The organism is Bacillus infantis, assembly GCF_008180445.1.
Taxonomy (GTDB): domain Bacteria; phylum Bacillota; class Bacilli; order Bacillales; family Cytobacillaceae; genus Bacillus_AB; species Bacillus_AB infantis_B.
Genome location: NZ_VTER01000006.1, coordinates 42,879 through 69,592, shown reverse-complemented (window position 1 = coordinate 69,592; position 26,714 = coordinate 42,879). Strand labels below are relative to the sequence as shown.

Here is a 26,714-nt window from a genome sequence, read left to right as displayed (position 1 = left end):
GATGGAGACCGTCTTGTCCCCATGGTGGAGGAAATGGTCAGCCGCTACAGTATATTGCCGAAGCAAGTTATCGGGGATACGGCTTATGGCACAGGAGAGAATCGCCAGAAAATAACAAAGATGCAGATTCTAATGAGTGCTCCCATACAAAGAAGTACAAATCCGACAGGATTGTTAGAAAGCGATTGGTTTGTTTTTGATAAAAGATTGGATGAAGTTACATGCCCTCTTGGATACGCGACTTCTAAAAAAGTACGCAATAACAAAAGCCATGGCTATCAATTCAAATTTCAAGAGGAAACGTGTCAAGCATGCCCCATGTTTGCCCAATGTACGACCAATAAAAAAGGCGAACCGTCTTTATCAGTGATTTCTACGAAATCATGGAACAAGGAAGGTCCTATAATCAAACCGATGAAGGAAAAAAAGCATTAATAGCCAGGTTCGATGTGGAGAGAACGAATCATGAAGCTGCCAACCATCACGGGCTCAGAAAGCCAAGAACATGAGGTAGGGAATCATTAAGGATTGCGTCCAAGTTGACGGCCATGGTCATCAACGTGAAAATCATGGTTAAAAAAGCAACTGAATCTATTCAGCCCTTTTACCGCTACAAAAAATGCGAAAATCGGGTTAAGGCCCCCGTCTGCCCAAATTAGGGAAATGAGAACAAACAGAGGGCCTTTACAAGAGGAAAAACCAATAAAATAATGCAAGTTTGTGAAAAAAACCGGTAAAATTCACAAAGTCTGTGAAATAAGGTGTAGAAGAAGAAAAAACTACAACTTAATCGACGGTCTCGATTTTCCGGCTAGGCTGCTGAATATGGGACGAGTGGGTGTAAATAAGCGGAGAAATTCCGTTAAAGAGGAGCGAAGTCACCTATATTCCTGTCTTTTGAGTCGATAGCCGGAATTTCTCCGTCTATTTTGGCTATTTTTATAGTTTTATTGAAATTAGAGGGAATTTCTCCGCTTATTTTTCAGCCTGTCACTGATTTCCTTATTCAGGTGCGGGAAGGACCGCTCCCTGCTTACCGCCCATAGGAGGCGTTAATTTTTGACAGCATAATCCCTGAAATTCCTTCAAATCAAAGGTTTCTTCATTATTGACGGACTATTTTCTATATTGATTCATTTTATCCCGGCAGGCTCTTATGTGTATAATAGTAGATTGGAAATGTACATGTATTCATTAATGAAAAATCATTGATTGATTGTGAATGAATAAGAGAGAAAGGAGTACATATACATGAGCGGAAATGCAGTACTTGAAAAACAGGTGAATCAAATTCTGGACGGATTGAAAGATTTGAAGAAAAGCCAGGAAGTGAAGCAGTTCAAAAAGCACTGGAGTGAATTGAGTGTTCCTTTTACACTGAATGAAGGGCTGAGTCGTTTCACGAAAGGTGAACTTGATACAATAAGAAAAAATCTGGCCATTAAAAATGCGAGCAGCCTGAAAAAGGCGGAGCTGATCATCCTGCTGCAGGAGAAAATTGCTGAAAATCTTGAAAGCATTCCTCTTAACTGGGACAGTGAAAGATTCCAGCTGCTGCTGGATATTGCCGAGAGCGGCGGACTGATGCCGGCACCACATATAGAGGCGCAGCAGATCGAATACTTCCGCGGAACCGGGATTATTTACAGCGGTATTATTGAAGGGGAGCCAGTTCTCGCTATACCAAACGAACTGATTGAAAAAGTAAAAGAATTAAAGAACAGTATACATATCAGATCTGCCGTCAATAAAAACACAGAATGGATCAGGCTTACAGGCGGGCTTCTATATTATTATGGAACCCTGTCAATTGTTCAGCTGGCTGAATTTCTGGAAAAATATCTAAAACATCCAGTACACCTAAGGGAATATCTTAATATAATCCGTGATGCCAACTCATTCCGCACGGAGCTGCAGATTAATGGGGATGGCTATTCTAATCGCAGGGTATTTGATGCGAAACGGGTGATCCAGGAGCATCAGGCAAGGAAGAGCCTATCATACTATCTTTTTACCAAACAGCAGCTGCTGGCAGCTGGTGAGCCTGGTTTTGTGGAAAGAAATAAAAGCTATATGCAGCTCGTCCAATTCCTTGCGCAGAACTTCGAAATCACTAAAGAAGATGCAGACCAGGTCGCAGAAGAGTGTGTTTTTGCTACAAGGGTGGGAGATACACCTGAAGATCTGATGAAATATTTGACAGGGATGTTTAAGTTCGACAGTGTTGAGAAACTGCAGGCACTGATGGACATAGTGGTGGAGCTTATGAACAGCACAAGGGAATGGTTCCTCAAAGGCTATACCTCCCTGGAGCTGAGCAGCATGGAGAAAAAGCAGTTAAAGCCGCTGCCGGCTGCCGATAAAGACACTAATGCCGACGCAAAAGTGGGCAGGAATGACCCTTGTCCTTGCGGAAGCGGGAAAAAGTATAAAAAATGCTGCGGCAGATCATGATAGTTAACTAACTTAACCGATGAAATTAAAGACGCCTGCCCTGATCAGCCAGTGGCAGGCTCTTTTTGTGCTGCTGAACTTAATTATATTTTTTGCGAAAACTTCATTCATCCCTCACATTTTCACATTATATTGTTTTATAGAATTTGATTATGAAAGGATTATAGCCTCTATGGAGAAAAAAATGAAACCGGAGGGCTCTCTCTATAAAACGATTTGGAGATGGCATTTTTATGCCGGCATTATTTTTGCACCGTTCCTGATCATTCTGGCAGTGACAGGATCGGTCTACCTGTTCAAGCCGCAGATTGAACAGGTGATCTACAAGGAATATTATGAAGTCCAGCCGCAGGGGGATCGCATTCTTCCTTCAGAACAGCTTGAAGAAGTTAAGAGGCTGTATCCTGATGCTTTTATATCGAAATACCGGCCTGGAGAGGGAGACGCCCGTACCAGTGAAGTAAGCATCATAAATGGGGAAGAGTCACTTACTGTATTTGTGGATCCTTATACAGGAAAGTCATTGGGGACATTGAACAATGGGGACCGCATCATGGATAAGGTTGAAGAAATTCATGGCGAATTGATGGCAGGGACCCTTGGCGACCGTATCGTCGAATTGGCTGCCTGCTGGGCGGTTGTCCTGATTGTAACGGGACTTTATTTATGGTTTTCGAGGAAATCAAAAGGGCTGGCAGGCGTGCTGCTTCCCCGTTTGAATAAGGGAAAAAGAGTTTTCAGAAGAGATCTGCACGCAGTGCCTGCATTTTGGGTGACAGCAGGAATGCTTTTCCTGATTATGACCGGGCTGCCCTGGTCCGACTTCTGGGGAGTTAACTTCCAGAATTGGGCAACGAACACAGGGGAAGGGTATCCGCCTTCCGTCTGGACCGGCAGTGCTCCTGAGTCTCTAGTCAAGACAAAGGATATTGCAGAAGTACCCTGGGCAGCCGAGAATCTTGAAGTGCCGAAATCGGAAGTGGAAGGCTTTATCCCGCTTTCCATCAATGATGCAGTCTCGATTGCCCAGTATGAAGGCATGGATCCGGGCTATACAATCATTTTCCCTTCAACAAAGGAAGGCGTTTTTACACTCTCTGCTTTTCCGGCAAAGGCCCAGGATGAAGCCACCATTCATCTGGATCAGTATTCGGGTGCGGTGCTTGCCGATTACCGATATGACAATTACGGCTTTATCGGGAAGCTGGTTGCCTGGGGAATCACCCTTCATAAAGGAACCCAGTTTGGACTGGTCAATCAGCTTATAAGCCTGTTCATTTGTCTGGGCATCATTCTTGTCGCAGCCAGCGGACTTTATCTCTGGCTGAAGCGGAAGCCGAAAAAAGGGATGGGTGCCCCTGCAGGTCCTTCAGCATTAAAAATGAAGATGTTCCTGCTTATATTGATTGCACTGGGGATCATTTTCCCGCTTGTCGGCCTGTCGCTCATCGTGGTCTGGCTTGTGGACTGGCTCATCATCAGGCGGATTCCAGCTGTCAAAAAATTCATGAATGCATAAGGGAGCCTTAATGTGAAGAAGATATTATTTTTAATCATATTGGGAGTATTGCTTGGCGGCTGCTCCCTGGCTGAAAATACAGAGGACTTATATAAAAAAGAGTGGCCGCTTCAGGCAGAAATCATCCTGCCTGACTCATTTGCTGCAGGTGAAGATGTGCCAATCCGGGCAGTGCTTACGCAAAACGGAGAAAAAGCGGCAGGTGCAGATTATGTCCATTTTGAAATCTGGAAGCGGGACGGCAGCGTTCATTATCCAATGGAAGAAGCCGATGATGAAGGAGAAGGTGTTTATCAGCTTGCCAAAAAGTTTGAACAGGATGGTGTCTATATAATTAAAGTACATGCCAGCAGGGCCGGCTCGCTCATCATGCCGCAAAAGCAGTTTGTGGTCGGGGAGCTTACAGAAGCCGAGCTGGAGGAGCTGATGAAGGAAGGAGAGGCGCCTTCAGGCAGCCATGAGGGACATCATTAAGAAGAGAGGGGAAAAGATCTATTGACAGGTTCAATGGGTCTTTTTCCTATTCTGCCACATTTTTAAAGGTTAATAGATGGTATGATATTTGTAAATAAATAGGATGAAAGGTGGGTTAAGGATGAGTGAAGTATGGGAAAAACTGCTGGTATTTCTTCCGCCGGGGATAATCAATAGGTTGGCGGAAAATGAGGAACAGATTTATGATCTTCTGGATTCAGCGACTTCCAAAATAATAGGGAGCTATTCACTGAGTGAAAACGGCAGGCTTATCCATTTTGAAATAGAGGAGGAACCTCGTGCAGGGAATCTTTCCAAAGAAGAGATTGCGGATATTGCAGAAGGGTTCATCAGAGCCATTTATCCGGATCAGAAGGAGTTTGAGCTTTCTGCAGTCCTTGATCTGGGGAATCCTTATTGGGCTGTTTATGAAAAAAGAGATGAAATGTACGGGTTATTTTTACATAGTACAGGTTTTACTGTTTCCGTTTCGACTGCCGGCCAGGTGATGCGTTTTCACTGCAGCGGGGAGGAGTATGAAGTCAAGTACTCAAAAGAAGCCGTTTCCAAGAAAGAGGCATTGGAGAAATATCTCCAGGGAGTAAAATTTGAGCTTTGTATTGAGCATTTTGACAAAGAGGTTTTTAAGAATGGTGATCATCTATACCATCTTGCCTATGAGATTATTGAGCCGTTCACGGATCTCCCGATTGATGGATCTGACTATAATGGCATCTGGGCGGAGCCTGCTGCTGATATGGCAATCTCTAGTGATGAGCACAGTAATGAAACCATTTATGACTTGTTCGGGATTAACCAGGATTACAAGCTCATGGAAACAAGGGAGAACGAAGGCAAGAGGGTCGAGGTTTGGACTAAGGAAGATGCCGGGTCGTTTTCTTTTGAAATGGAAGAGGCAGATCACCATGTTCTGAAGCTATCCTTTGAACAAAAGTCTGGTATGCTACTGAGTGCTGTGAGCGGGGAGCTGCATACCGGCGGCGGGGAAGAAATCGCGCAGGAAGCTGCCAGGAAAAAGGCAGTTGAGCTTATGTTCAAGCTGTATCCTGATGCCCATGAAAGATTCCGGCTGGAGGTTAACATAGACGAGGAAGGGGATGAGCCGGAGAACCTTGAAGAAGAGAGAGAAGAAACAGACCTGGATGGACGGGATAAGGATGTTCTTGAACAGGAGCCTGCTTACACCTTTTATTTTCACCTGTATTACAAGGGAATTAGAACAGGGCAGCATGCGACGGTAATAGAAATTGGGAAGTACTCCGGGAAAGTCACTCATTTTCATCTTGATATTCTGCCTGATGAGCTATATAGGCATTTGCCGGCCGAACCGGCCATCAGCCTTCAGGAAGCAAAAGATATATACCGGAAATTTGTCAAGATGGAGAAGATGTTCACGAGGGATTATGATGAAACCGGGAAATCTGTCTATTCCCTCTCTTACACGCCTTCATTCCCAGAAACAGTGGGCCATATCCGTTCAATAGATGCTGTTACAGGGAAAGCAATGTATGTGGATGTCGGCGATGCATTGTTTCTGGATTAAGGCAAAGTTATATTTTCTTCGGCATCAAAAAACAAAACTGTTAAAGCCATATTAGACCGGATTTTTAAAATAGAGACACAGCATCCGCTGCAATGCAATTGCACCGGGTGCGTTGAAATCAATATCAGCAGCTCTATGATCAATATCAATTCATTCGGAATGGATCGGATTCAGCCTGGACTTGCTGTCAATCCGCGTCTAGGCAAGCCAGAGGATATCGCTAAAATTGCCCTGTTCCTGGTCAGAGATTCCAGCTATGTGAATGGGACTGTTCTTACTGGTGATGCCGGGGGGACGGCATTTTTAAGGAAGAGGTCTTTGGAGGGAAGAATTTCTTCCTTCAGGAGGCCTATTTTTATATCAGTGATAAAGTCCTCCTTTTTTTCTCAAGTAATTTATTTTTGATCAAAAGAACCTCAAAAATAAGAAGTTTTCCCAACTTTTTAATGACACCTTTCACAAAATCAGTAAAATACTATTATTTTATGTTTCTCTTTTTTTCTATAACCGATTCTTTCCGCTAAAAACCTGCAGGCATTCATTCCATTGTCCCATCATAGCTTTCCCAATCCAATAATGAAAGGAAATTGGAAGAAATAGAAGAATATCTTCTTTGAATAAAAATTTAAGGAGGTATTTCTATGAAAAAACAGTTGAAGGTCTTATCATTATCATTGCTCAGCACCCTTGTAATCAGCTCAAGTGCTTATGCCGGGTCCGGTGGGCACCATCATGAGCATCCGACAGACGCCGTACAATATATTGGCGATTCCTTGCCGAAAGCAGCGGATTTCAAGGATCTTGAAGAAGATGCCATCGTGGAAAGAGATACATCAGTCAGCATCCTTAATGAAAAGGGGACTGTGACTGGTATTATGAAGACAGACAAAAATACACAGGATGGAAAAGCCTCTCCTCAGGATACGGGCGCACGGAAGGTGACAGTCCTTGCTGTGGCAGATGAAGAGTACCGGAGCGCCTATAGCGATTGGCAGACCCGGATCCAAAACATTATTGAAACCGCCGACAATGCTTTTAACAGGGACCATGGCGTGGACTTTGTTGTTCAGGCGGTCGCAAGCTGGAGTTCACAGGGATCGAACAGTTCACAGATTCTCAGCGATCTGCAAAGGGACTGGGATGGGAGAGGCTATGATTTCGTAGCCGGTTTTACAAGAGACGCTGCTTTTGATGCAGGAGGTATCGCTTATGTGTACCAGGCAGCGCCATCAGGAAGTGCCATTAGTGTGAATCTGGACCAGGGGACTGCCAATACAGCCAAGGCGGCGCAGCATGAGTTCTCCCATAATTTCGGCCTCGGCCATGACGCACAGGGGAGCGGGATCCGCTGCATCATGAACTATGACTATTCTTACTCCATCGACTATTGGCACTCCCAGCATAATTCACAGATTGCAGCGAATAAATATTGGTATGGGAATTAGCAGACCTGCTCCTCCAATTATGGAGGAGCTTTTTGTCAGTTCGGAGACTCAAATTTTGAAGGCTGCATAAAAGACAGCAGATATTGAATTATTTAATTTGCAGGCTTGTCTGCTGAATACTGGTTATAAGTTTTTGAACTGACTTTTGGTTATAGCCATCATTTTATCGGAAGAATGAATCGCATCCTTCCCGAAAGGAAAAAGAGCTTTAGGAAGGGGTATTAACGGGGTTGAGAAAAGAGTTGCATTAAATTATATTAAAATAGTTTTTTTAGGCGCGTTTTATACTGATAATACTCCTTCTTTCCAAATATATCCTTATGGTTTATTTGGCTTCTCACCCTAACAAACCTTGTTCAATTGACGATATTAAGATTAAGAAATTATTCTTAATATAATGTATATGGAGGAAACTAGTGAAAATTAAAACGCGATTAATCACAACTATTTCAATCCTGGTAGGTTCAATTATCCTGCTTGGAAGTTTTTCAATCTATGTTATCAATGCACAGGTGAACCGAACTGACCTGCTTCAGGATAAAATGGATTTTCAAAAAGATATTATAAAAATCCAATACCGCCTCGCCGGGATTTCTAACGATGAAAGAGCTTTGATTATGACGGGGGATAAGCAGTATGCAGAAAGTATGAATGAGAAGGCTGAGGATGTCCAGTCTCTGATCAGGCAGGCAGAGGGCAAAGCTCTTGAAAAAAAGAATCTTGAGCAAGTTGAGAAAATGGAGTCCAGCTTCAACCTGTTTTGGGATATTAATCAGAGGGTCATTGGGCTTTATAAAACTGATTCTGAGGCAGCAAGGGATCTACATTTCGGAGAAGAACGCATGCTGAGAAAGGATGTGCTCGATCCGGCGGTGAATGAACTCGTTTCTGTGCTGAGTAAAGATGTCGAGCAGATCAATAAGATCAAGGAAGAAAATTCTAAGGGGAGCAAGGAGATTCTTATCGTCCTGGCTGTTGCTGCATCGCTGGCAGGCGGCATTTTAAGCTTCATGCTGCTTCGGTCCATACTGATTCCGTTAGGAGCACTCAACAGGCAATTGAATAATATTGCATCAGGAGATGCCGACTTGACACAAAAGGTGGATGTAAAGGGCAACAATGAATTCGGACAGCTGGCCCAATCTTTTAATGCTTTTGTAGGTTCGCTTAGAGGGATGATTGCGCACATCGGCATTTCCTCTGAACAGGTGGCGGCCGCATCTGAAGAGCTCTCTGCAAGTGCTGAGCAGTCAAAAGCTGCGTCAGGGCATATAGCAGAAACGATGCAGAATATTTCCAATCACAACCATATACAAACCGAAATGACATCAGGCAGCCTGAAATCTGTAGCAGGTTCTCTGGACGGTCTGAAATCTGTAGCTGCCAATACGGATAAAGCTGCAGAGGTATCCGCAGAAATGAGAAAGCAGGCAGAAGACGGAGCTTCTGCGGTTAAGGAAATGCAAAAGCAAATGAATTCAATCAGCCAGTCAGTCGAGCGTGCAGGTGAGGGTGTATCTTCGCTGGTTTCAAGTTCAGCTGAAATACAGAAGATTTCCTCGCTGATCGCTGATATTTCGGGACAGACTAACCTTTTGGCCCTGAATGCAGCCATCGAAGCGGCAAGAGCTGGAGAGCAAGGAAAAGGATTTGCTGTGGTTGCTGAAGAAGTGAGAAAGCTGGCAGATGAAACTAATTCTTCAGCCGCGCAGATTCACAAGCTGGTAGCAACGATTCAAGAGGAGTCAAGCGAAACAGTTCAGGACATCCGTGTGGTAAAAGAAAATGTCTCTGCAGGCATCACCCTCTCGGAAGAAACCGTTTCTAACTTTGCCAGGATACTGGTACAGATTGAGCAGGTAACCTCCCAAATTCAAGAGGCGGCAATAGCAACCAGATATCTGACAGACGAATTTGGGGGAGTCCACGAAACCATTGAAGGAATCGCCGCCGGCTCCCAGCAGACACTGGAAAGCTCTGAAACAGCAGCAGCAGCCAGTCAGGAGCAGCTTGCTTCTTCAGAAGATGTATCAAATGCAACACAGTCCCTTGCCCGATTAGCAGAGGAATTGCAGGAAATGATCTCACGATTTAAATCATAACAAAAAGGGAAAGCAGACTTTATCGTTTGTTCTCCCTTTTTTTTACTTTTCAGGGAAGCTCCTGATCGCTTTCTCAAGCCTCGCTGTCCCTTCTTCTATCCTGTCAGGCGTCAAGCTGCCGTACCCGAGCACAATTTTATTTCTATGATTGCCTTTCACGATGCTGTAATCCTCCACCGGGTATACCCGGACAGAATGGCTGAAGATCCAGTCCAGCAGCTTTTCGTCAAAAACAATGGAGGGGAACTCAGCAACCAGGTGCATCCCTGCCGCATGACCCCAGATTCTGCAGTCAGGAAAATGGTTTTTCAAGCTGTCCACCAAAGCCTGCCGACGCTGCTTGTAGATTCTCTTCATCGTCCTGATATGCTTGTCGAAGTGGCCGTCTTTCAAAAAACGGGCCATAATCAGTTGTTCGATTCCTGAATGATGTCGGTCGGAATACCATTTAAGCTTTTTGAAATCCGCCAGTAAATCAGCGGGCAGGACAGCATAGCCAATTCTAAGACCAGGAGAAAGAATCTTGCTGAAGGTCCCGACATAAATAACCCTCTCAGGATCCAATCCCTGAATGCTGTGGACCTGAGAACCTTCATAAGTGAACTCGCTGTCATAGTCATCTTCAACTATATAAGTACTATGTTTCCTCGCATACTCGATCAGCCTAATCCTTCTTTGGATGGTCAATGTACTGCCCAGCGGAAATTGATGTGAAGGAAGGGTAAAGATAAAGCCTGGGGGCTTATCCACAGGAAGATGTTCGGGCTTAAGTCCTTTTTCATCCACAGGGATTGGCACCAAATCTGCTCCATGGTAGGTGAAAATATTCCTCATTTCGTCCGTAACAGGATCTTCAACGGCTATCGATTGCTTATTTTTGACAAGCAGTCCTGTTATAAGCGAAAGCGCCTGTGTGGCACCGCTGGTAATGACAATTTGTTCTGCTGTGCAATTTACACCGCGTGTATGAAACAGGTATCTGGTCAATTCCTCCCTAAGCTCCGGCATGCCTGAAGAATCATGATATCCAAATGCCTGTTCAGCAGCATCAGAGCATACTTCCTTTGCCAGCCTGCCCCATACTTTTCTGGGAAAATGATCCATGGCCGGGGTGGAAGCTTTGAAGTCTATGATGTCATCTATTGAATCGGGCAGCTTTTCCTTTTCTTCCCGAGGACGGCCCGTTTCTGATGGCAGAAAGGCTGCACCTGCAGCTATGTATGTCCCTGACTTCGGCCGGACTTCCAGGTACCCTTCTGATGCCAGCTGATCGTAGACTTCAAGTGTGATATTACGGGAGACATGCAAAGAGGCTGCCAGCTCGCGTGTCGAAGGAACCTTTTCCCCTTCCTCCAATTCTCCATTTAAAATATACGTTCTCAGCTTCTCATAAATCTGCTGAGTCAATGTTTTTGTGCCCTCCCGATCAATTTGAAACCACATGAACATCTCTCCAATCCTCCAACTGGTACTATAAAAGCAGTTGTATTGTGGCTCTTTTTCCATCCAGTATATCATGCTATCTTTACAATAACATTAGGAGGGTGATCACATGAAAACAATCGGATTAATCGGAGGAATGAGCTGGGAATCGACAAGCGTATATTACTCATATATTAACCGCCTTGTGCAGGAAGAATTGGGAGGACTCCATTCAGCCCGATGCCTGCTGTATTCTTTTGATTTTGAAGAAATTGCTGCCCTGCAAAGAAGCGGGGACTGGGAAAAAGCAACTGAAAAAATGATTGAAGCAGCTAAGTTCCTTGAAGCGGGAGGAGCAGACTGCATCGTTATTTGCACCAATACCATGCATCTGATGGCAGAAGATCTGCAAAAAGCCTGTAAAATCCCAGTTATACATATTGTAGAATGCGCAGTGGAGGAGATTAAGAAGCAGGGCATTGATTCTGTCGGTTTGCTTGGCACCAGGTTCACAATGGAACAGCCTTTTTATAAAAAAATCCTTGAGGCTAACGGCATTGAGGTTCTGGTTCCGGAAGAAGGTGATCGGGAACTGGTTCATGAGGTGATCTTTGAGGAATTATGCAGGGGTGAATTTAAGGGGGAGTCAAAAACTGCTTATCTCGATATCATTCACCGGCTGGAAAAGAAAGGCGCCCAGGGAATCATACTCGGATGCACGGAGATTCCTCTGTTGATCAGCCAGGAAGACTGCCGGCTGCCTTTATTCGACACAACTTTTATACATGCATCAAAGGCAGTAAGATTTGCACTGAGTCACTCTGATAGATAGTAAGAGAGCCAGTCAGTGCATGATGGCATACAAAAAGAGTTGCTCATGTATAGATAAGGGCCCAATCGATGCATGACGGCTCTTAAGAGAAGCCGCTCATGTATAGAAAGAAGCCCAATCGATGCATGACGGCCATTAAAAGAAGCCACTCATGCATAGAAAGAGGCTGAATCGATGCATGACTGCCCTCAAGAGAAGCCACTCATGTATAGAAAAGGGCTCAATCAATGCATGACCGCCATCAAAAGAAGCTACTCATGTATAGAAAGAGAGCCAATTGATGCATGACTATCACCAAAAAAGCATTTCATGTATTAAGAGCATTATTCCCATAAAAAATTTTACATCTGCAGCTGCTTCAACTCATAAAAGCTCCCTTGCTGATGCATCAGCTCCTCATAGGTTCCAAATTCTACACATCTTCCATCCTGGATAACAGCGATTTTGTCGGCATTGCGGATGGTAGAGAAGCGGTGAGCCACGATGAAAGTAGTGCGGCCCCTGGTCAAGGTGTCCAAAGCTTCCTGGATTTTTCTCTCAGAGTGGCTGTCAAGAGCAGAGGTTGCTTCATCAAGGATGATGACCTCCGGATCCCGGATCAATGCTCTGGCGATTGAAATTCTCTGGCGCTGCCCGCCGGAGAGTTTATCTCCGTGTTCACCTATACGCGTTTCCAACCCGTCCGGGAGTTTTTTAACTACCTCCCACAGATTTGCGGCTTTCAGTACTCTTTTCAGCTCATCTTCTGTGACAGACAGCTTGCCGTAAGTCACATTTTGCCTGATGGTCCCTGAAAAAAGAATCGTTGATTGCGGGACAACCGCGAGATGATTGCGGAACGACCTTAGATCAATCTCTGCCAGATCATGACCGTCCAGAAGGATTTTTCCTTCGCTCGGCTGAATAAAGCCAATCAGCAGATTGAGAATCGTTGATTTGCCGGAACCGGATTCCCCTACAAAGGCAATGGTTTCACCCTGTTTGACTTCAATCGTGATGTCCTGCAAGGTATTTTCATAGGTGCCTGGGTACCTGAAGCTCACAGACTGGATGGAAAAGCTGCCGTGCACCTTCTTTAGCTTTGGTTTATTTTCATAGTTTTCGACCTCTCCTGCAGTCAATATTTCGCCGATGGATTTGACTGACTCAAGCCCCTTAGCAATCGTCGGGATCAAGGTAATCATGCCGGAAACCGAGTTAACCACAGTTGTAAAATAGGTCTGGTACATAACGACCTCACCTGGTGTGATAGAGCCGCGATAGGCAAGGATGCCGGTGAACACCAGGCAGATGATCTGGAAAATCTGAAAGCTAGCCCAGTTGACTGAACCGAATAAGGATTGGATGATATCCAGGTGAAAGCCTTTTAAAAGAATCTGCTGAAAGCGGTGGTTAAGGCGTTTGACCTCCTGCTTCTCCAGGGCATGCGCCCTTGCAATCGGGACAAGCTCAATCATTTCAATGACCCGGGCAGAGGTTTCTTCCATTTCCTGCCTGAATTCTGAATTCGAGTTTTTTATTTTTTTCCTGAAAATAACAATGATAAGTGCGGAAATTGGAACGGTAAGGATAAAAAACAGGAAGACAACAGGGCTGTTGTAGAGCGTGATGGCAAGAGCTGCAATTAGATTGATAAATATATTCAGCAGGCTCACAAAAACCTGGGAGGAAAGAGTTTGGACCGCTTCAACGTCCCGCATGATTTTCGACTGCAGCCGGCCTGACTGCATTTCCTTCTGGTAGGGGATGGAGAGTTCCTGCAGTTTTTTGATGAGCGAAGCCCGCAGGCCGGATTCAACGCTGCGGATCGCATAGCTGTGCAGCTTTGTATGATAATAGTTTGATAGGATATTCTGCAGCACAAGGACGATCATCACGATGGCATTGATATAGATGGTGCGGATGCCGTTTCCCCCGTGATTGGTGGCTGCATTGATGACATTGGCAATGGCGATGGGCATGACCCAGGCAGGGATATGCTTGATTGTGAATAGGACGGCAGAATAAAACAGCTTTAACGCATGGCCTTTATACAGACCAATCAGCACTTTCAGTGAATTCTGCTGATTTTGTTTATAAATATTTTGTATAAATGAGTCCTCCAAAGCATTCCTCTCCTTCATGCCCGGCAAAAGCTGCTATCTCAGCAGGTTTTTTAATGGCAAATTGCTTTTTTTGATCTCTTTAGCAATTAAATGCGCCACTGCCTCTGCGCCTTTTTTATTAAAATGGGTGTTATCTTCAAGGCCCTCCGGATAATTTGGGGATTCACCGGGAGCCAGATGCAGGAAGTAAGAAGCTGATTCCTTATGTCCCATGCTATTAAAAAAATCACGTGTGGCTTTGTGGATGTCCAGGAGCGGCACCTGATTTTTTTCGGCAAACTGCTTCATGGCTTCAGGGAAATCCCCGACTGACAGCTCATCAATGGTATCGCCGCCGTCATACTTTCTCCTTGTGACGGGGGTGAACAGCACAGGATGAGCTTGATTCCTTCTGGCAGTTTCCACATACTCCAGAAGGTATTCCTGATAGTCGCCATAGGGATGAGTTCCGCGCTCAGGATCCTCTGTTTTCTGGTCGTTATGCCCAAACTGGATGATCAGGTAATCGCCAGGGATGATGCTGCTCTCAATAGAAGTCAGGTGTCCCTGTTTGATAAACGATTTTGTGCTTCTGCCATTGATGGCCCGGTTATCTAGCACAGCATGACGATTGAGGTATTGTACAAATGCTTCTCCCCAGCCCGTTTCCGGCCGCTTCTCAGGCAATTTGACAGCGGCAGTTGAGTCGCCGGCGATAAAAATGGTGGTTTTTGGGTCCATAATTGTGCACTCTCTTTCAGGTAAATTTATCTGTCCGCCGTTATGTTAACGTTAACATCTTTAAGGGAAGTTGAAAAAGCCACTATATTAATAGATCATATTATGCTATTATCTATTTAATGACGGACAAGTTAGAAATTTCTGCATATTTATGTTAACGCTCACATTATATAAAACCGGCTATCAGAAAGTCAAACAAATTGAAGCAGGCATCTAATCATTTCGTTTGATTCATTTATAGATTGTTGATAACGCTTTCATTTATGATATGGCGGAAAACAAGGAGTTGAACATTTTGAGGAATGGCAGAGTGTTTTACAAGCTGTTTATCCCATTCTTTTTATTGGGGATAGGTCTAGTGGCAGGCTTCAGCATTTTTATCTATAACTCGACTTACAATTCAGTTGAGGAAAGCTTTCTAAAGGATAAGGAAAGCTACACCAAACAAATTCTGCATAATGTCGAGCAGAAGGTCAGGACCATTGAATATGGCTATACCGCCTACAGCTCTACAGCAAGCTTTAAGGAAGTTTTCACAAGGCCGCTTTCAGGCAGGGACTTTGAGGTATACCAGGATATCATCAAAGAAATGAGCTATATAGAGATGATGGGAATTGAGGGCAGCAAATACAGGCTCATCAGCCTGGCGGAAAAATGGGGAATCGTTAATGAATCTCTAAAGAAGCTGACCCCTGAAGAATATAATGCGTATAAGGACCAATACATAAATGAAAATGACCGGAATCTCTTCTGGAAGCCGACGGAAGAAGGCATAGAAATGGTCATGACACTACCATTTTATCAGCGCGAGAAATTTGCCCTGGGAATTGCCAATATCCCGAGAAGGAGCATTGATCAAATTGTCGGGGAACAAGATAATGCGGTTGAAATTTATAACAGCCACGATAAGCTCTTATATTCCAGTGTGAACAAGGGGAGCAGCCTGACGGAAACAAGCTTCGATGAGGTGAAAGCTGCTGCCGAAGCAGCAGAGGAGAAAGCGGACGTCTATAAAGCTGACAACGGAAAAACTTATGTTTTCCTTGAGGCTGATTATAACCATTGGCTGTATCTTGTGGAAATCAACGAAAACGAAATCGGAAGCATCATCCACAATACTAGGATGGGGCTGATTCTTGCTTCTGTCATCTTAACCCTTCTTGTCGGCGGAACATCCTACCTTTTGGCAGACTCTTATTCCAGGCCAATCAAAAAAATCCAGGAAAGATTGTCACAGGGCGGCATCAGCCGTAAGCAAAATGAGCTTTCCTTCCTGGCTGCCTCTGTTGATAGGATCGTCGATCAGAATGAATTGCTCACTGAAAGCTTATCAAAGCAAAAGCCGGAGCTTGAAACGTTATTTGTGCTGAGTCTGTTTAGGAAGCGAATTGCTGAAAAGGATATCCAGCACAGGCTTGAGCAGTTTGACTACCATTTTGGAACAGACAAGGTCTTTTATACCGGCCTTATCCAAATTGACCAAATGGACGGCGGGCAGAATGCAGATAAAGATATCTTTCTGCTGGCAATCAATCATATAGTCCGCGAGATCGTACCGAAGGAGGAAAGGCTGATCCCGATTGTTCTTAATGATGAGATGCAAGCGATGATCTTTGCCTGTGACAATGAACAGGAAGCCGAAAGGCGAATTATGATGTATTACGAGGAAATCCAGGAAAAAGTAAAGGAAACGCTCAATCTGGTTGTGAGCGTTGGGGTCAGCCCTGTGTATCATTCATTGATCGACAGCAAAAAAGCAGTGGATCTGGCAAAAGAATCGCTGCATTACCGTGTAAATGTCGGGCCTGAAAGCATCATATTTTACCACGACATTTCCTCAATGCTGAATGATGCTTCGATTTCCAAATTTCCGATTGAATTGCACAATGAATTGATGAGCGCAATCCGCTCAGGCAGGGAGGAAGAGGTTCGGAATCTGACAGGTTTGCTTGTCGATGAAATTTTCAGACTGAACAAAAACCCAATCAGTCTGGGTGTCACTCTAATCAGGGTGATTAATGATCTTGTCCAATTAGGACAGCTGCTTGGAGCAGAGTCGAATATATTCGAGAATATAAAGAAGCTCTACCAGACTGCCATGAATGCCTATTATCCGGAAATAATCAAAGACATGCTTTACCAGCAGCTGATTCAGCCGGTCATCATCAGTACGCAGAGCAATACAGAACAGGGCTTCAAAAACATATCCGATAAAATTGTCTATATTATCCAAAGTGAATTTGATCAGGAAATCTCCCTCGACATCATTGCTGACAGGCTTCATTACAACCCGAATTATTTAAGTAATGTGTTTAAGAAGGAATATGGGGAGAATTTTGTGGATTATTTAATGAATTACCGGCTCCAAATGGCGCAGATGTGGCTGAAGGAAACGGATATGACAATTAAAGAGATAGCCGAGAAGCTGCAATACCGCAACTCACAGAATTTTATCCGTTTCTTCAAAAAGAAATTGGGCAAGACTCCCGGGGACTATCGAAAAGAATACCGCCAATAATGAAACAATGCAAAAGCTTCTTCCCTGTGAAGAAGCTTTTGTTATACTGCTATGCTTACTAAGCTACCATTTATCACTGTAGATAAATTCTGGACAAAAGGATAAGCAATCCAATCTGTGTGCCCATATGAATATTAAATACATTTTTAAACCAACTGATAGACATAAACAGTTTTACAGTTTAAAAGTATCATTTTTACGCTATTATTTCTTAAATCATTGATATACCAGCCTTTGTAAGCGTAATCACAAAATGATTATATACGGAATTTTCTTGTTTTTAGTATCCTTAAAGCATTAAGTGCCATTAAGCCAGAAGGGAGCACTTTCCCAAAAAGGCTGCCTGGCAGGTAATCAAATATGAATAAAAGCAACCGCAACGCAGTTGGAGAATGGGGACGGGAGGCTAAGAACCTCTCTCCCAATTCAAACTTAAATTAGAAAATGGAGGGATATTACAAGTGCAGGATAGAAATTGGTCTGTCAGGACAGCCGATTCCATTATGGATAGAACTCCCTTATTGTTCGAGGACAAGGGCTATAATGGCAAATGGGCATATGATTATGGTGTGGTTCTAAAAGGATTCCATCTCGTATGGAAGAGTACCGGAGACCGGAAGTATTTTCAGTTTATAAAAGAGAATATGGATCACTTCATCAATGAAGACGGCTCCATCAGCCGGTATGAGATGGATGATTACAATATTGACCATATCAACAACGGGAAGCTGCTATTTGTGTTATATCGTGAAACTGGAGATGAGAAGTACAAAAAAGCAGCCGATCTACTCCGCAGGCAGCTGGAAACACACCCGCGCACCTCAGAAGGCGCTTTTTGGCATAAAAAGATCTACCCCTCTCAAATATGGCTTGATGGATTATATATGGGTGCCCCTTTTTATGCGGAATACCAGATGGCATTTATGGATGGAGAAGGGCTTGAAGATATCATCAGCCAATTCAAGATAAGCTTCAGCCATTTATTAGATGAAAAAACCGGACTGCTGTATCACGCCTGGGATGAGAAAAAGGAGCAGCTTTGGGCAGATAAAGAAACGGGCCTGTCGGCCAATTTCTGGGGCCGATCCATGGGCTGGTATCTGCTCGCGCTCACCGATGTTCTGGAGGCCATTCCAGAGGTCACTCCAGGCAGGGGCTTTCTTGTCAAAGTGCTTGAAAATACTCTTGAAGCGCTGCTCAACTATCAGGATGAAGAAAGCGGTGTGTGGCATCAGATTGTCGATAAGCCAAATGAAAAAGGAAACTATCTCGAATCATCCTGCAGCAGCATGATTGTCTGTGCAATTGCCCGGGGAATCCGGCTGGGGGTCCTCGATCGGGAAAAGTGGGAATCGCAGCTGCAAAAATCCCATCAAGGTCTGCTTGATGAATTTGTTCTTTTGACAAAAGAAGGCTGGGTAAATTTGAACAAAAACTGCCAGGTAGCAGGTCTCGGCGGCCCAGATAAGAGGGATGGGACATATGCCTATTATATTAGTGAGCCGGTTACCTGCAATGACCAGAAAGGGCTTGGGGCATTTTTGCAGGCAGCGGCAGAGTTTGAATATCTGATGAACAGGAGCGTTGATCATGGCAGTCTATCATATTAGCGAATATTTAAAAGGGAATGCTGGACTTGCAACCGAAGGCATCCAAAAGGCCATTGATGAAGCCTATCAGAATGGCGGCGGCAAGGTGGTGATTCCAGCCGGCGAGTTCCTCACTGGCGCATTATTCCTTAAAGATAATATTGAACTTCACCTGGAGAATGGCGCTCTTTTAAAGTTTTCCGACAAGCAGGAGGATTATCCAGTAGTAACATCGCGCTGGGAGGGTGTTAAGCGTAAGGTATACGCATCGTGCCTGTTTGCAGAAGGAGCCAGGAATATTGCTGTAACTGGATTTGGAACGATTGACGGTAATGGAATGGAATGGTGGGATATCTTCAGGAACCGCAGGGAGGAGCTGAAATATCCGCGTCCGAAGCTGATCAGCTTTGACCACTGTGAGCATATTACACTGCGTGATGTACGCCTGATCAACTCTCCAAGCTGGACCGTTAATCCAATCTGCTGCCAGGACATAACCGTAGATAATGTTTCAATCCTGAATCCAGCCGACTCTCCAAATACAGATGGAATAGACCCGGAATCGTGCAGAAATGTGAGGATCAGCAATTGCCATATTGATGTCGGGGATGACTGCATTGCCATAAAGTCGGGCACAGAGGATACCGAAGAAAGAGTCGCCTGCGAGAATATCACGATTACCAATTGTACGATGGTCCATGGCCATGGAGCTGTCGTGTTCGGCAGTGAAATGAGCGGGGATATCCGCAATGTCACAATCAGCAATTGCGTCTTTCAGGATACTGACAGGGGAATCCGCTTTAAATCCAGACGCGGCCGCGGCGGTGTTGTAGAGGATGTCCGGGTTGACAATATTGTGATGGAGGGAGTTATCTGCCCATTCATTATCAATCTTTACTATTTCTGCGGACCGCGCGGGAAGGATCAATATGTATGGGATAAAAATCCCTATCCCGTGACTTCTGAAACGCCTATGTTCCGCCGTCTCCATTTCTCCAATATTACGGCCAGGAATGTACACGCATCGGCAGGATTCATTTATGGCCTTGCCGAACAGTATGCATCCGATATAACCTTCAGCCAGATTGATATTTCACTGGCAGAGGAAGCCGTACCCGGCAAGCCTGCCATGATGGCCGGGATTGAGGATATGGCAAACCGCGGCTTTTACGTCGGCTTTGCGAAGGATGTCCTGTTCAGCCGGGTGACGATTGAAAATCATGAAGGGCCAGCCTTCCATATAGAACACAGCGGGGATGTTCAAGTCATCTCCTGCAAATCAAGGAACACAAAGGAAGGAGAAGAGCTGGTCAGGGAAGTGGCGGCAAAATGACAGCTGCAGATAAACGCCGGAAGCTTCTGAGCCTGCTGGGTGACCGCTCTGTTCCAGAAAATAATGAGCACCAGGTGCTTAGGATTGAGAAAAGGCAGGGCTATGTTCTGGAGACATTGATGCTGAGCCTGAATGGCTTGGAAACAGTGCCTGCCTATTTTGCAAAGCCTATTGATGCATCCGGCCCTTTGCCTGCCGTCATTTACTGCCATTCTCATGGCGGGAATATTGAGAACGGCAAAGACGAGCTGCTGACAGGCAGCCCTTACCTGGTTGAACACCCTTTCATTGAAGAGATCACCGGGCTGGGATTTGCTGTCTGTGCCATAGATATGTGGGGCTTCAATGAAAGACAAGGAAAGCAGGAAAGCGAATTGGTCAAGGAGATGCTGCTGAAGGGCCAAACATTGTGGGGGATGAGGGTCTTTGACAGCATGTCCCTGATTGATTATCTTCAGAGCCGCGCTGATGTGGATGGAGAACGCCTTGCCTCCATCGGAATGTCAATGGGCGGACTGATGAGCTGGTGGCTCTCCGCACTGGACGAAAGGATCAAAGTTTCAATTGACATTGCAGCCCAGGTGCACATCGAAACACTTATCGAAAAGCGCGGCCTTGACCATCATGGCTTCTATTATTATGTTCCGGGTCTGCTGAAGCATTTTTCAACTTTAGCAGTCCAGGAGTTGATTGTACCTAGGGCGCGCCTTAGCGTGATTGGCAAGGGCGACCGCCTTTGTCCGGCAGAAGGAGCTGTATTTTTGAACAGCCGCCTGAAGGATTTTTATGAAAAGCAGCAGGCTCCCGGGCATTGGGAAGGACGGATCCTGACAGGCGGACATCAGGAAACGAAGGAAATGAGAGAATTATGGAAAGCTTTTTTAATAGATCATCTGTGAACATCTCAAAAAAGATTTCAATAGAATGACATACAACTTAGGACTTGGGCACTCGTCCTTTTGCGGGCCTGAGAATGAAAGGCTTATAAAGAAAGGGTATCGGAATAAACTATTCCGGCCTTTTTTTTTGCCATTAACTTCCGGGGCATATTGTCTGTTTCTCTGTTTTACATATGTTTAAAACAGCATCCGCCTCTCTGCCCGCTCTCAAGCTAGCAAAGATTTCCTGTAAATAGGAATAACGATTGTATAGAAGGGTAATTTAAATAAAAATTACAGCGCTTACATGAACAGGAGGGGAATCGGATGAGAAAGAAAATCACCCTTGTTGGCGGTTCGGGTACGATTGGCACGGTATTGTATAACGGCCTTAGCTCCAAATACGAAATCGTCATTCTTGATAAAAAAAAACCTGAACAGACAGCAGAGTTTATTCAAACAGATGCAGCAGATTATGAGGACCTTGTGGAAAACATTCCAAAGGATACGGATGTGCTTGTTAATCTGCTGACAATCAAGACAGACAATGACCTGGAGCATCTCCAGGAATTCCACATGATGACCAGCATCCATTTTATCGCTTCATTCTATATCCTTCATGCTGCCGCTTCCCTCGGAATTCCCAAAGTTGTATTTGCAAGCAGCAATCATGCAGCTGATTATTATGAAAAGGATGGCTATTCTTCTTTGGGCAGAGAGATCACACCCCAGGATTTTCCTATATCAATAGGGCTGTACGGTGTTTTAAAGTATGCATCTGAAGGCATCGGGCGAATTATGGCCCGTAACGAAAAAAATGGCCTTTCAGTGATCAATTTAAGGATCGGAAGCGTTCATCCAGATGAAAAGGAAGCCGTGAAGGAAGATGAAAGGCTGCACAGAACTCTCTTATCACATGAAGATGCTGTACAGCTGTTTGATCTGGCCTTCCAGTCGACTGTTAAAAATGGCACCTACTACGGTGTATCAGACAATCCTGATAAACCCTGGTCTACAGAAACAGCCTGGAAAGAGCTTGGGTTCGTTTCAAAGAAAAATGCACAGCAGATATTGAAAGAGAATACTGAATAAACCAGTAGGCTGGTCCTGGAAGACTAATATGGCACTTGAAATTGAAATGGGCTATGTTTGGCTGGAGGAATCTGATTGTATGATCCTGATTAATAGTAAAGCAAAAAAGCAGCTGTAACAGCTGCTTTTTTTTGTATTTATACTTCTTAGTTCATTGAAAATTTCAGGTATGCCAGGGTAAGGTTTTTAAGCCTTCACAGAACCAACCATTGCTCCTTTAACGAAATATTTCTGCAGGAACGGATAAACGATAAGCATTGGAACCGTTGCCACAGTTATAACAGCCATCTTAACGGTTTGAGCAGGCGGTACCACATCTACTGCAGATGAGTCTGCCTGCATACCGCTTGATACGATAACAATTTGGCGAAGCAATACTTGAACCGGCCACTTATTAGAATCAGTCAGATAAAGGATGGCGTTTGTATACTGATTCCAATATGCCACCGCGTAGAACAAAGAAATGGTGGCAATCGAGGGAAGCGATAATGGAAGCATGATTTTAAAGAAGATCATTAAGTCGTTGCATCCATCCACTTTAGCTGATTCTTCCAGGCTATCTGGAATGGCTGAAAAAAAGTTTCTCATAATAATAAGATTAAACGCATTAATCGCTATTGGCAAAATTAAAGACCAGTAAGAGTCGATTAAACCCAGGCTCTTTACTACTAGATAGGTAGGAATCATCCCCCCGCTAAATAACATTGTAAACACTACAAGAAAATTAATTGCACTTCTTCCTGTTAAATACCTTCGTGACAATGAATAGGCCATAAAAGCTGTTAAAACCATACTGACAAATGTTCCGACTAATGTTACCAGGATCGATACAGTCATACTTTTAAAAATCGTTGGTGTTGAAAAGATATACTCATAAGCACTCAGTGAAAAAGTAGTAGGGAACAAGATGAAATCTTTAGCCACCATCTCTTCTGTCGTTGCGAACGAGCTGGCAATCACGTTAATAAAGGGAATAAGGCAGGCTAAGGCGATGAGTAATAGGATCGCATGGTTAACAAAGTCAAATATGCGATTCCCAAAAGATTTGTCGTGCATTTGAGAATCCCTCCATAATGAAGTTAATATTTTCTTGAGTTAACTATATCAACCTGAAAAATGGTACGTCCATAATCATTTTCCTTCCACCTGGTAATATGGGGGGAAAGAACATACATTGCGTTCTTTTATCACTCTTCAAGAATTCTAAAGTAGATACTCATTTACATAAATAGATAATCATTTTATATGATTGATATCAGAAAGCGCTTTCACACCAGGGTTCTGAGCTTAATCTAACTGAATGATTGTAGACGTTATACCAGTTTTTTTATACCTTTGAATTGTACTCTGAAACACAAAAGCCATAAAAACTTAATAAAAAAATATTTAATGAAGGAGGAGTTTCTGATGAGAGAGTCCGCTACTGTTGCAGAGGATCAGCAAAGTATTTTACCGGGTCTCAATAAGAAAGCAGTCAAAAAATCCAGGAAAAAGACTTTCGCTGGAATTGTGAGAAATAAGTGGCTGTATTTAATGATGATTCCCGGTATCATATACTTTATTATCTTCAAATACCTTCCAATGGGAGGAATCATTATCGCCTTCCAGGACTATCAGCCATTCTTAGGAATAGCTAATAGTCCATGGGTTGGCTTCAAACACTTTGAACGGTTATTTACGGAACCTACATTCTTTATGCTGCTTGGGAATACACTTTTGCTATTTGCATTAAACTTATTCATTTTCTTTCCGATACCAATCGTTTTGGCCCTTATGTTAAATGAGGTGAAAAATAAATATTTAAAAAGCGGGGTTCAAACGATTATTTATATCCCGCACTTTATGAGCTGGGTTATCATAGTTTCCATTTGTTATGTATTTTTAGCGCAGGACGGCGGAGCAATCAATGCATTAATTGCCGGCATGGGCGGAGAAAAAATACCTTTTTTGACAGATGGAACATGGTCAAGGATCATTTATACCCTTCAAATTATATGGAAAGAAATGGGCTGGTCCACCATCATTTACTTGGCAGCTGTAACTGCAGTGGATCCAGGGTTATATGAAGCAGCCAAAATGGATGGTGCGAGCCGGCTGCGACAAATTTGGCACATTACTTTGCCCGCAATTAGACCAATTATAATTATCATGTTAATTCTGAAAATCGGCCATACTCTAGATTTAGGGTTTGAACACGTTTATCTGCTATTAAACTCAATCAACAGAGAAGCAATGGAAATATTCGATACCTATGTATACACAGCAGGCATGAAGAACGGACAGTTAAGCTTCAGTACTGCTGTAGGACTATTTAAAGGGCTTGTTGGTCTGATTCTCGTCGTAGGGGCAAACCGGTTAGCAAAAAAATTCGGCGAAGAAGGATTGTATTAGAATTAAAATATTTATAGGGGAGGTCCCGATGAGCTTATGAGCAGGATTGGAGAACGCTTCAACAACTTTTGCATCAGTCTACTCAAGCTGGTTTATATTCAGCTGCTATGGTTCTTTTTCACCTTTTTGGGATTAATAGTTTTGGGGATTGGACCTTCTTCTTACGCAATGTTTACAGTGCTTAGACAATGGATTAGAGGAAACAAAGAAATTCCCATTTTTCAGGCATTCTATCATGCTTATAAGACAGGTTTTAAAGAAGCTTCAGTAATCGGCCTGCTTTACACTGCAGGAGGAATGATCCTTTACGTTGACTTGCTATATGTAGAGTCGCAAGTTTTAAGAGGTCTGCTGATTGTGGTCGGTGTACTTTACTTCATTTCATCAATCTATATTTTTCCAATATTGGTACACTATGATTGGAAGAGTGTCACGCTGAAGCTGAAGTGTTCCCTGCTGTTCGGCATATCGTATTTGCAGTATACATTGATGTTATTTGCTGCTCTCGCTGTGATTTATTTTATTCTTTTAATGTTTATACCAATAACGGTTGTTCTCTTCGGAATTAGTTTAGGCGCATACACCATCATGTGGATGGCAATTCAGGTATTTAAGAGAATAGAATTGCAGGCAGATGCTGATCCCATTGAAGGAGGTGGTGAGGCTAACACGCCTTCTCTAAGCAAGAAACTTAGCCATTAAATTAACTTTTGCTTTTCCCAATAAATTTTATATTATCTAGGAGGATGTAAACATGGTGAAACCCAAAAAGTTTGGAAAAGTCTTAGCAGCGGGCACGATATTGGCCTCATCACTCATTCTGGGTGCTTGCAGCAAGGAAGATGAGGCAAGCAGTACAAAAGCAGCTGTTGACGCGGACGGAAAAGCTAATATCAGCTGGAGCCCGATCCTTTATGTAGCAACAGCTCCAAACGATGTGATAGAAAAGAAAATTGAAGAAGCGACTGACACCAACCTAACATTTAATTGGATTCCGGATGCTACTAAGGATGAGCGGATGATTGCATCGATTGCTTCAGGAGAATTGGATGATATCATTTCTTTGCCATCAACTCTTGTAACAAACTCGTCTGTCAGACAGGCATTGAAATCAGGTGTATTTTGGGAAGTGAGCGAATACCTCGATGATTATCCTAATTTGAAAAAAATTTCGGAGGATCGCCGCACAGCAGCTTCTATAGAAGGAAATCTATACGGTGTTCCATTCCAGAAGGATTTCGCCCGCGGCGGTGTGTTAATCAGAAAAGACTGGCTTGATAATCTTGGCATGAAGGTTCCTGGGAATTTGGATGAATTGTTTGAAGTCGCGAAAGCGTTCACAGAAGATGATCCTGATGGAAATGGAAAAAAAGATACGTTTGGCTGGAGTGACCGTAATGAGCTGAGATACGGCAGCTTTAAAACACTTGCATCTTACTTTGGTGTACCAAATGGCTGGGCAGTAGACAGCAATGGACAATTTACACCAGAACATGAAACAGATGAATATATGGAAACAATGAAATATTCAAGAGAACTATATAAAAATGGTTATCTTGACCAGGACTTTGCCGTTACTTCAAAAGATGACCAGCTGCAAAAATTTGCACAAGGAAAAGCAGGAATTTATGCAGGTCTAATAAGTATTACACAGTTAAAAAACCTGGCGGAGGGAATTAATAATAATGTGGCAATCGTTCCCCAGAATAAAATTGCCGGCCCGGACGGTGAATACAGAATCTGGTCCGAAGGCAACGGTGTTAACGGATTGCTGGCGTTCCCTAAATCAGCTGTTAAAACAGAAGAAGAATTAAAAGCAGTTCTCCAATTTGTTAACGATTTAATAAATGAAGACGTTTTCATGCTGATGACAGGCGGCATCAAGGAAACTCACTATACCATTGATGATAATGATGCCTATACCATTCTGGATAATGAACTGTGGCAAAAAGAGGTTCAAGGCTTCTCAGGCTCCAGACCAAGTGAAATTACTTATAAACTAACTGACGCTGATCCTGATAAGCAATTGGTAAATGAAATGATTTCAGAAAATGATGAATTTGCAGTCATGGACCCATCTGTTCCGCTTGAGTCACCAACAGCCAGTGAAAGGGGAACAGAACTCCAAAAGCTGATCATTGATGCTACTATTAAATACATCATGGGAGAAATCGATGATAAAGGGTTTAAAGCTGAGATTAACAGATGGAAAGAATCAGGCGGAGACCAAATGAAGAAAGAATACGAAGAAGCCTATGAAAAAGCAAACAAGTAAT

Annotated in this window: 20 protein-coding genes; 16 read left to right on the top strand and 4 right to left on the bottom strand. The window is 43.7% G+C overall.

Annotated elements, in window-relative coordinates:
- Positions 1–33 precede the first annotated feature (33 nt).
- From FZD51_RS26155 to FZD51_RS11575, 7 genes are all read left to right on the top strand, one after another.
- Complete coding sequence (locus FZD51_RS26155; RefSeq protein ID WP_187445723.1) at positions 34–435, top strand: transposase; 402 nt, start codon at positions 34–36, stop codon at positions 433–435.
- Between the two features lie 816 nt (positions 436–1,251).
- Positions 1,252–2,454, top strand: coding sequence for a YecA family protein (locus FZD51_RS11605; RefSeq protein WP_148974928.1), 1,203 nt, complete (start codon positions 1,252–1,254; stop codon positions 2,452–2,454).
- A gap of 184 nt (positions 2,455–2,638) precedes the next feature.
- Entirely contained in the window at positions 2,639–3,973 is a 1,335-nt protein-coding gene (locus FZD51_RS11600) for a PepSY-associated TM helix domain-containing protein (protein WP_262380891.1), read from the top strand.
- Between the two features lie 12 nt (positions 3,974–3,985).
- The gene (locus FZD51_RS11595; RefSeq protein ID WP_262380890.1) at positions 3,986–4,447 is read left to right on the top strand and encodes a FixH family protein; all 462 of its coding nucleotides are present in this window, start codon (positions 3,986–3,988) and stop codon (positions 4,445–4,447) included.
- 121 nt (positions 4,448–4,568) lie between these two features.
- The gene (locus FZD51_RS11590; RefSeq protein WP_148974926.1) at positions 4,569–6,011 is read left to right on the top strand and encodes a YcdB/YcdC domain-containing protein; all 1,443 of its coding nucleotides are present in this window, start codon (positions 4,569–4,571) and stop codon (positions 6,009–6,011) included.
- Positions 6,012–6,652: 641 nt separating this feature from the next.
- Positions 6,653–7,456, top strand: a complete 804-nt coding sequence (locus FZD51_RS11580; RefSeq protein ID WP_148974925.1) for a zinc-dependent metalloprotease — start codon at positions 6,653–6,655, stop codon at positions 7,454–7,456.
- Between the two features lie 416 nt (positions 7,457–7,872).
- Positions 7,873–9,558, top strand: a complete 1,686-nt coding sequence (locus FZD51_RS11575) for a methyl-accepting chemotaxis protein (RefSeq protein ID WP_148974924.1) — start codon at positions 7,873–7,875, stop codon at positions 9,556–9,558.
- Positions 9,559–9,600: 42 nt separating this feature from the next.
- Here FZD51_RS11575 and pdxR read toward each other — a convergent pair whose 3' ends face one another.
- Positions 9,601–11,001, bottom strand: a complete 1,401-nt coding sequence (pdxR, locus tag FZD51_RS11570; RefSeq protein WP_148974923.1) for a MocR-like pyridoxine biosynthesis transcription factor PdxR — start codon at positions 10,999–11,001, stop codon at positions 9,601–9,603.
- Between the two features lie 109 nt (positions 11,002–11,110).
- On the opposite strand from pdxR, the gene FZD51_RS11565 reads away from it, so the two are divergent.
- The gene (locus tag FZD51_RS11565) at positions 11,111–11,812 is read left to right on the top strand and encodes an aspartate/glutamate racemase family protein (RefSeq protein ID WP_148974922.1); all 702 of its coding nucleotides are present in this window, start codon (positions 11,111–11,113) and stop codon (positions 11,810–11,812) included.
- A 341-nt stretch (positions 11,813–12,153) separates the two neighbouring features.
- Here the strand turns inward: FZD51_RS11565 and FZD51_RS11560 are convergent, their stop codons facing one another.
- On the bottom strand, positions 12,154–13,917 hold the full coding sequence (locus FZD51_RS11560) for an ABC transporter ATP-binding protein (protein ID WP_222928617.1): 1,764 nt from the start codon (positions 13,915–13,917) through the stop codon (positions 12,154–12,156).
- Between the two features lie 33 nt (positions 13,918–13,950).
- Positions 13,951–14,637 (bottom strand): rhamnogalacturonan acetylesterase, encoded by a 687-nt coding sequence (locus FZD51_RS11555; RefSeq protein WP_148974920.1) that lies wholly within the window; start codon positions 14,635–14,637, stop codon positions 13,951–13,953.
- A 295-nt stretch (positions 14,638–14,932) separates the two neighbouring features.
- On the opposite strand from FZD51_RS11555, the gene FZD51_RS11550 reads away from it, so the two are divergent.
- The 5 genes from FZD51_RS11550 to FZD51_RS11530 all read left to right on the top strand — a co-directional run bounded on the left by FZD51_RS11550 (position 14,933) and on the right by FZD51_RS11530 (position 22,047).
- Positions 14,933–17,155 (top strand): helix-turn-helix transcriptional regulator, encoded by a 2,223-nt coding sequence (locus FZD51_RS11550; protein WP_262380889.1) that lies wholly within the window; start codon positions 14,933–14,935, stop codon positions 17,153–17,155.
- A 461-nt stretch (positions 17,156–17,616) separates the two neighbouring features.
- Entirely contained in the window at positions 17,617–18,765 is a 1,149-nt protein-coding gene (locus FZD51_RS11545; RefSeq protein ID WP_148974918.1) for a glycoside hydrolase family 88/105 protein, read from the top strand.
- Entirely contained in the window at positions 18,746–20,077 is a 1,332-nt protein-coding gene (locus tag FZD51_RS11540) for a glycoside hydrolase family 28 protein (protein WP_148974917.1), read from the top strand. The genes FZD51_RS11545 and FZD51_RS11540 overlap by 20 nt, the downstream gene beginning before the upstream one ends.
- On the top strand, positions 20,074–20,976 hold the full coding sequence (locus FZD51_RS11535) for a dienelactone hydrolase family protein (RefSeq protein WP_148974916.1): 903 nt from the start codon (positions 20,074–20,076) through the stop codon (positions 20,974–20,976). Before FZD51_RS11540 ends, FZD51_RS11535 begins: the two co-directional genes overlap by 4 nt.
- A 306-nt stretch (positions 20,977–21,282) precedes the next feature.
- The gene (locus tag FZD51_RS11530; protein WP_148974915.1) at positions 21,283–22,047 is read left to right on the top strand and encodes an NAD-dependent epimerase/dehydratase family protein; all 765 of its coding nucleotides are present in this window, start codon (positions 21,283–21,285) and stop codon (positions 22,045–22,047) included.
- A gap of 186 nt (positions 22,048–22,233) precedes the next feature.
- Here the strand turns inward: FZD51_RS11530 and FZD51_RS11525 are convergent, their stop codons facing one another.
- Complete coding sequence (locus tag FZD51_RS11525) at positions 22,234–23,103, bottom strand: carbohydrate ABC transporter permease (protein ID WP_009791026.1); 870 nt, start codon at positions 23,101–23,103, stop codon at positions 22,234–22,236.
- Positions 23,104–23,454: 351 nt separating this feature from the next.
- Between FZD51_RS11525 and FZD51_RS11520 the strand changes: the two genes are divergently transcribed.
- The 3 genes from FZD51_RS11520 to FZD51_RS11510 are packed head-to-tail and all read left to right on the top strand — an operon-like array spanning position 23,455 to position 26,713.
- Complete coding sequence (locus FZD51_RS11520) at positions 23,455–24,438, top strand: ABC transporter permease (RefSeq protein WP_148974914.1); 984 nt, start codon at positions 23,455–23,457, stop codon at positions 24,436–24,438.
- Positions 24,439–24,474: 36 nt separating this feature from the next.
- Positions 24,475–25,140, top strand: a complete 666-nt coding sequence (locus FZD51_RS11515; RefSeq protein WP_148974913.1) for a YesL family protein — start codon at positions 24,475–24,477, stop codon at positions 25,138–25,140.
- Positions 25,141–25,192: 52 nt separating this feature from the next.
- Positions 25,193–26,713, top strand: a complete 1,521-nt coding sequence (locus tag FZD51_RS11510) for an extracellular solute-binding protein (RefSeq protein ID WP_148974912.1) — start codon at positions 25,193–25,195, stop codon at positions 26,711–26,713.
- The last annotated feature ends 1 nt before the right edge of the window (position 26,714 follow it).

Coding starts and splice junctions, on each gene's coding strand:
- FZD51_RS11535 (WP_148974916.1), top strand. CDS start 20,074: ATGACAGCTGCAGATAAACGCCGGAAGCTTCTGAGCCTGCTGGGTGAC.
- FZD51_RS11555 (WP_148974920.1), bottom strand. CDS start 14,637: ATGGACCCAAAAACCACCATTTTTATCGCCGGCGACTCAACTGCCGCT.
- FZD51_RS11515 (WP_148974913.1), top strand. CDS start 24,475: ATGAGCAGGATTGGAGAACGCTTCAACAACTTTTGCATCAGTCTACTC.
- FZD51_RS11510 (WP_148974912.1), top strand. CDS start 25,193: ATGGTGAAACCCAAAAAGTTTGGAAAAGTCTTAGCAGCGGGCACGATA.
- FZD51_RS11590 (WP_148974926.1), top strand. CDS start 4,569: ATGAGTGAAGTATGGGAAAAACTGCTGGTATTTCTTCCGCCGGGGATA.
- FZD51_RS11530 (WP_148974915.1), top strand. CDS start 21,283: ATGAGAAAGAAAATCACCCTTGTTGGCGGTTCGGGTACGATTGGCACG.
- FZD51_RS11520 (WP_148974914.1), top strand. CDS start 23,455: ATGAGAGAGTCCGCTACTGTTGCAGAGGATCAGCAAAGTATTTTACCG.
- FZD51_RS11525 (WP_009791026.1), bottom strand. CDS start 23,103: ATGCACGACAAATCTTTTGGGAATCGCATATTTGACTTTGTTAACCAT.
- FZD51_RS11540 (WP_148974917.1), top strand. CDS start 18,746: ATGGCAGTCTATCATATTAGCGAATATTTAAAAGGGAATGCTGGACTT.
- FZD51_RS11580 (WP_148974925.1), top strand. CDS start 6,653: ATGAAAAAACAGTTGAAGGTCTTATCATTATCATTGCTCAGCACCCTT.
- FZD51_RS11605 (WP_148974928.1), top strand. CDS start 1,252: ATGAGCGGAAATGCAGTACTTGAAAAACAGGTGAATCAAATTCTGGAC.
- FZD51_RS11600 (WP_262380891.1), top strand. CDS start 2,639: ATGAAACCGGAGGGCTCTCTCTATAAAACGATTTGGAGATGGCATTTT.
- FZD51_RS11565 (WP_148974922.1), top strand. CDS start 11,111: ATGAAAACAATCGGATTAATCGGAGGAATGAGCTGGGAATCGACAAGC.
- pdxR (WP_148974923.1), bottom strand. CDS start 11,001: ATGTGGTTTCAAATTGATCGGGAGGGCACAAAAACATTGACTCAGCAG.
- FZD51_RS26155 (WP_187445723.1), top strand. CDS start 34: ATGGTCAGCCGCTACAGTATATTGCCGAAGCAAGTTATCGGGGATACG.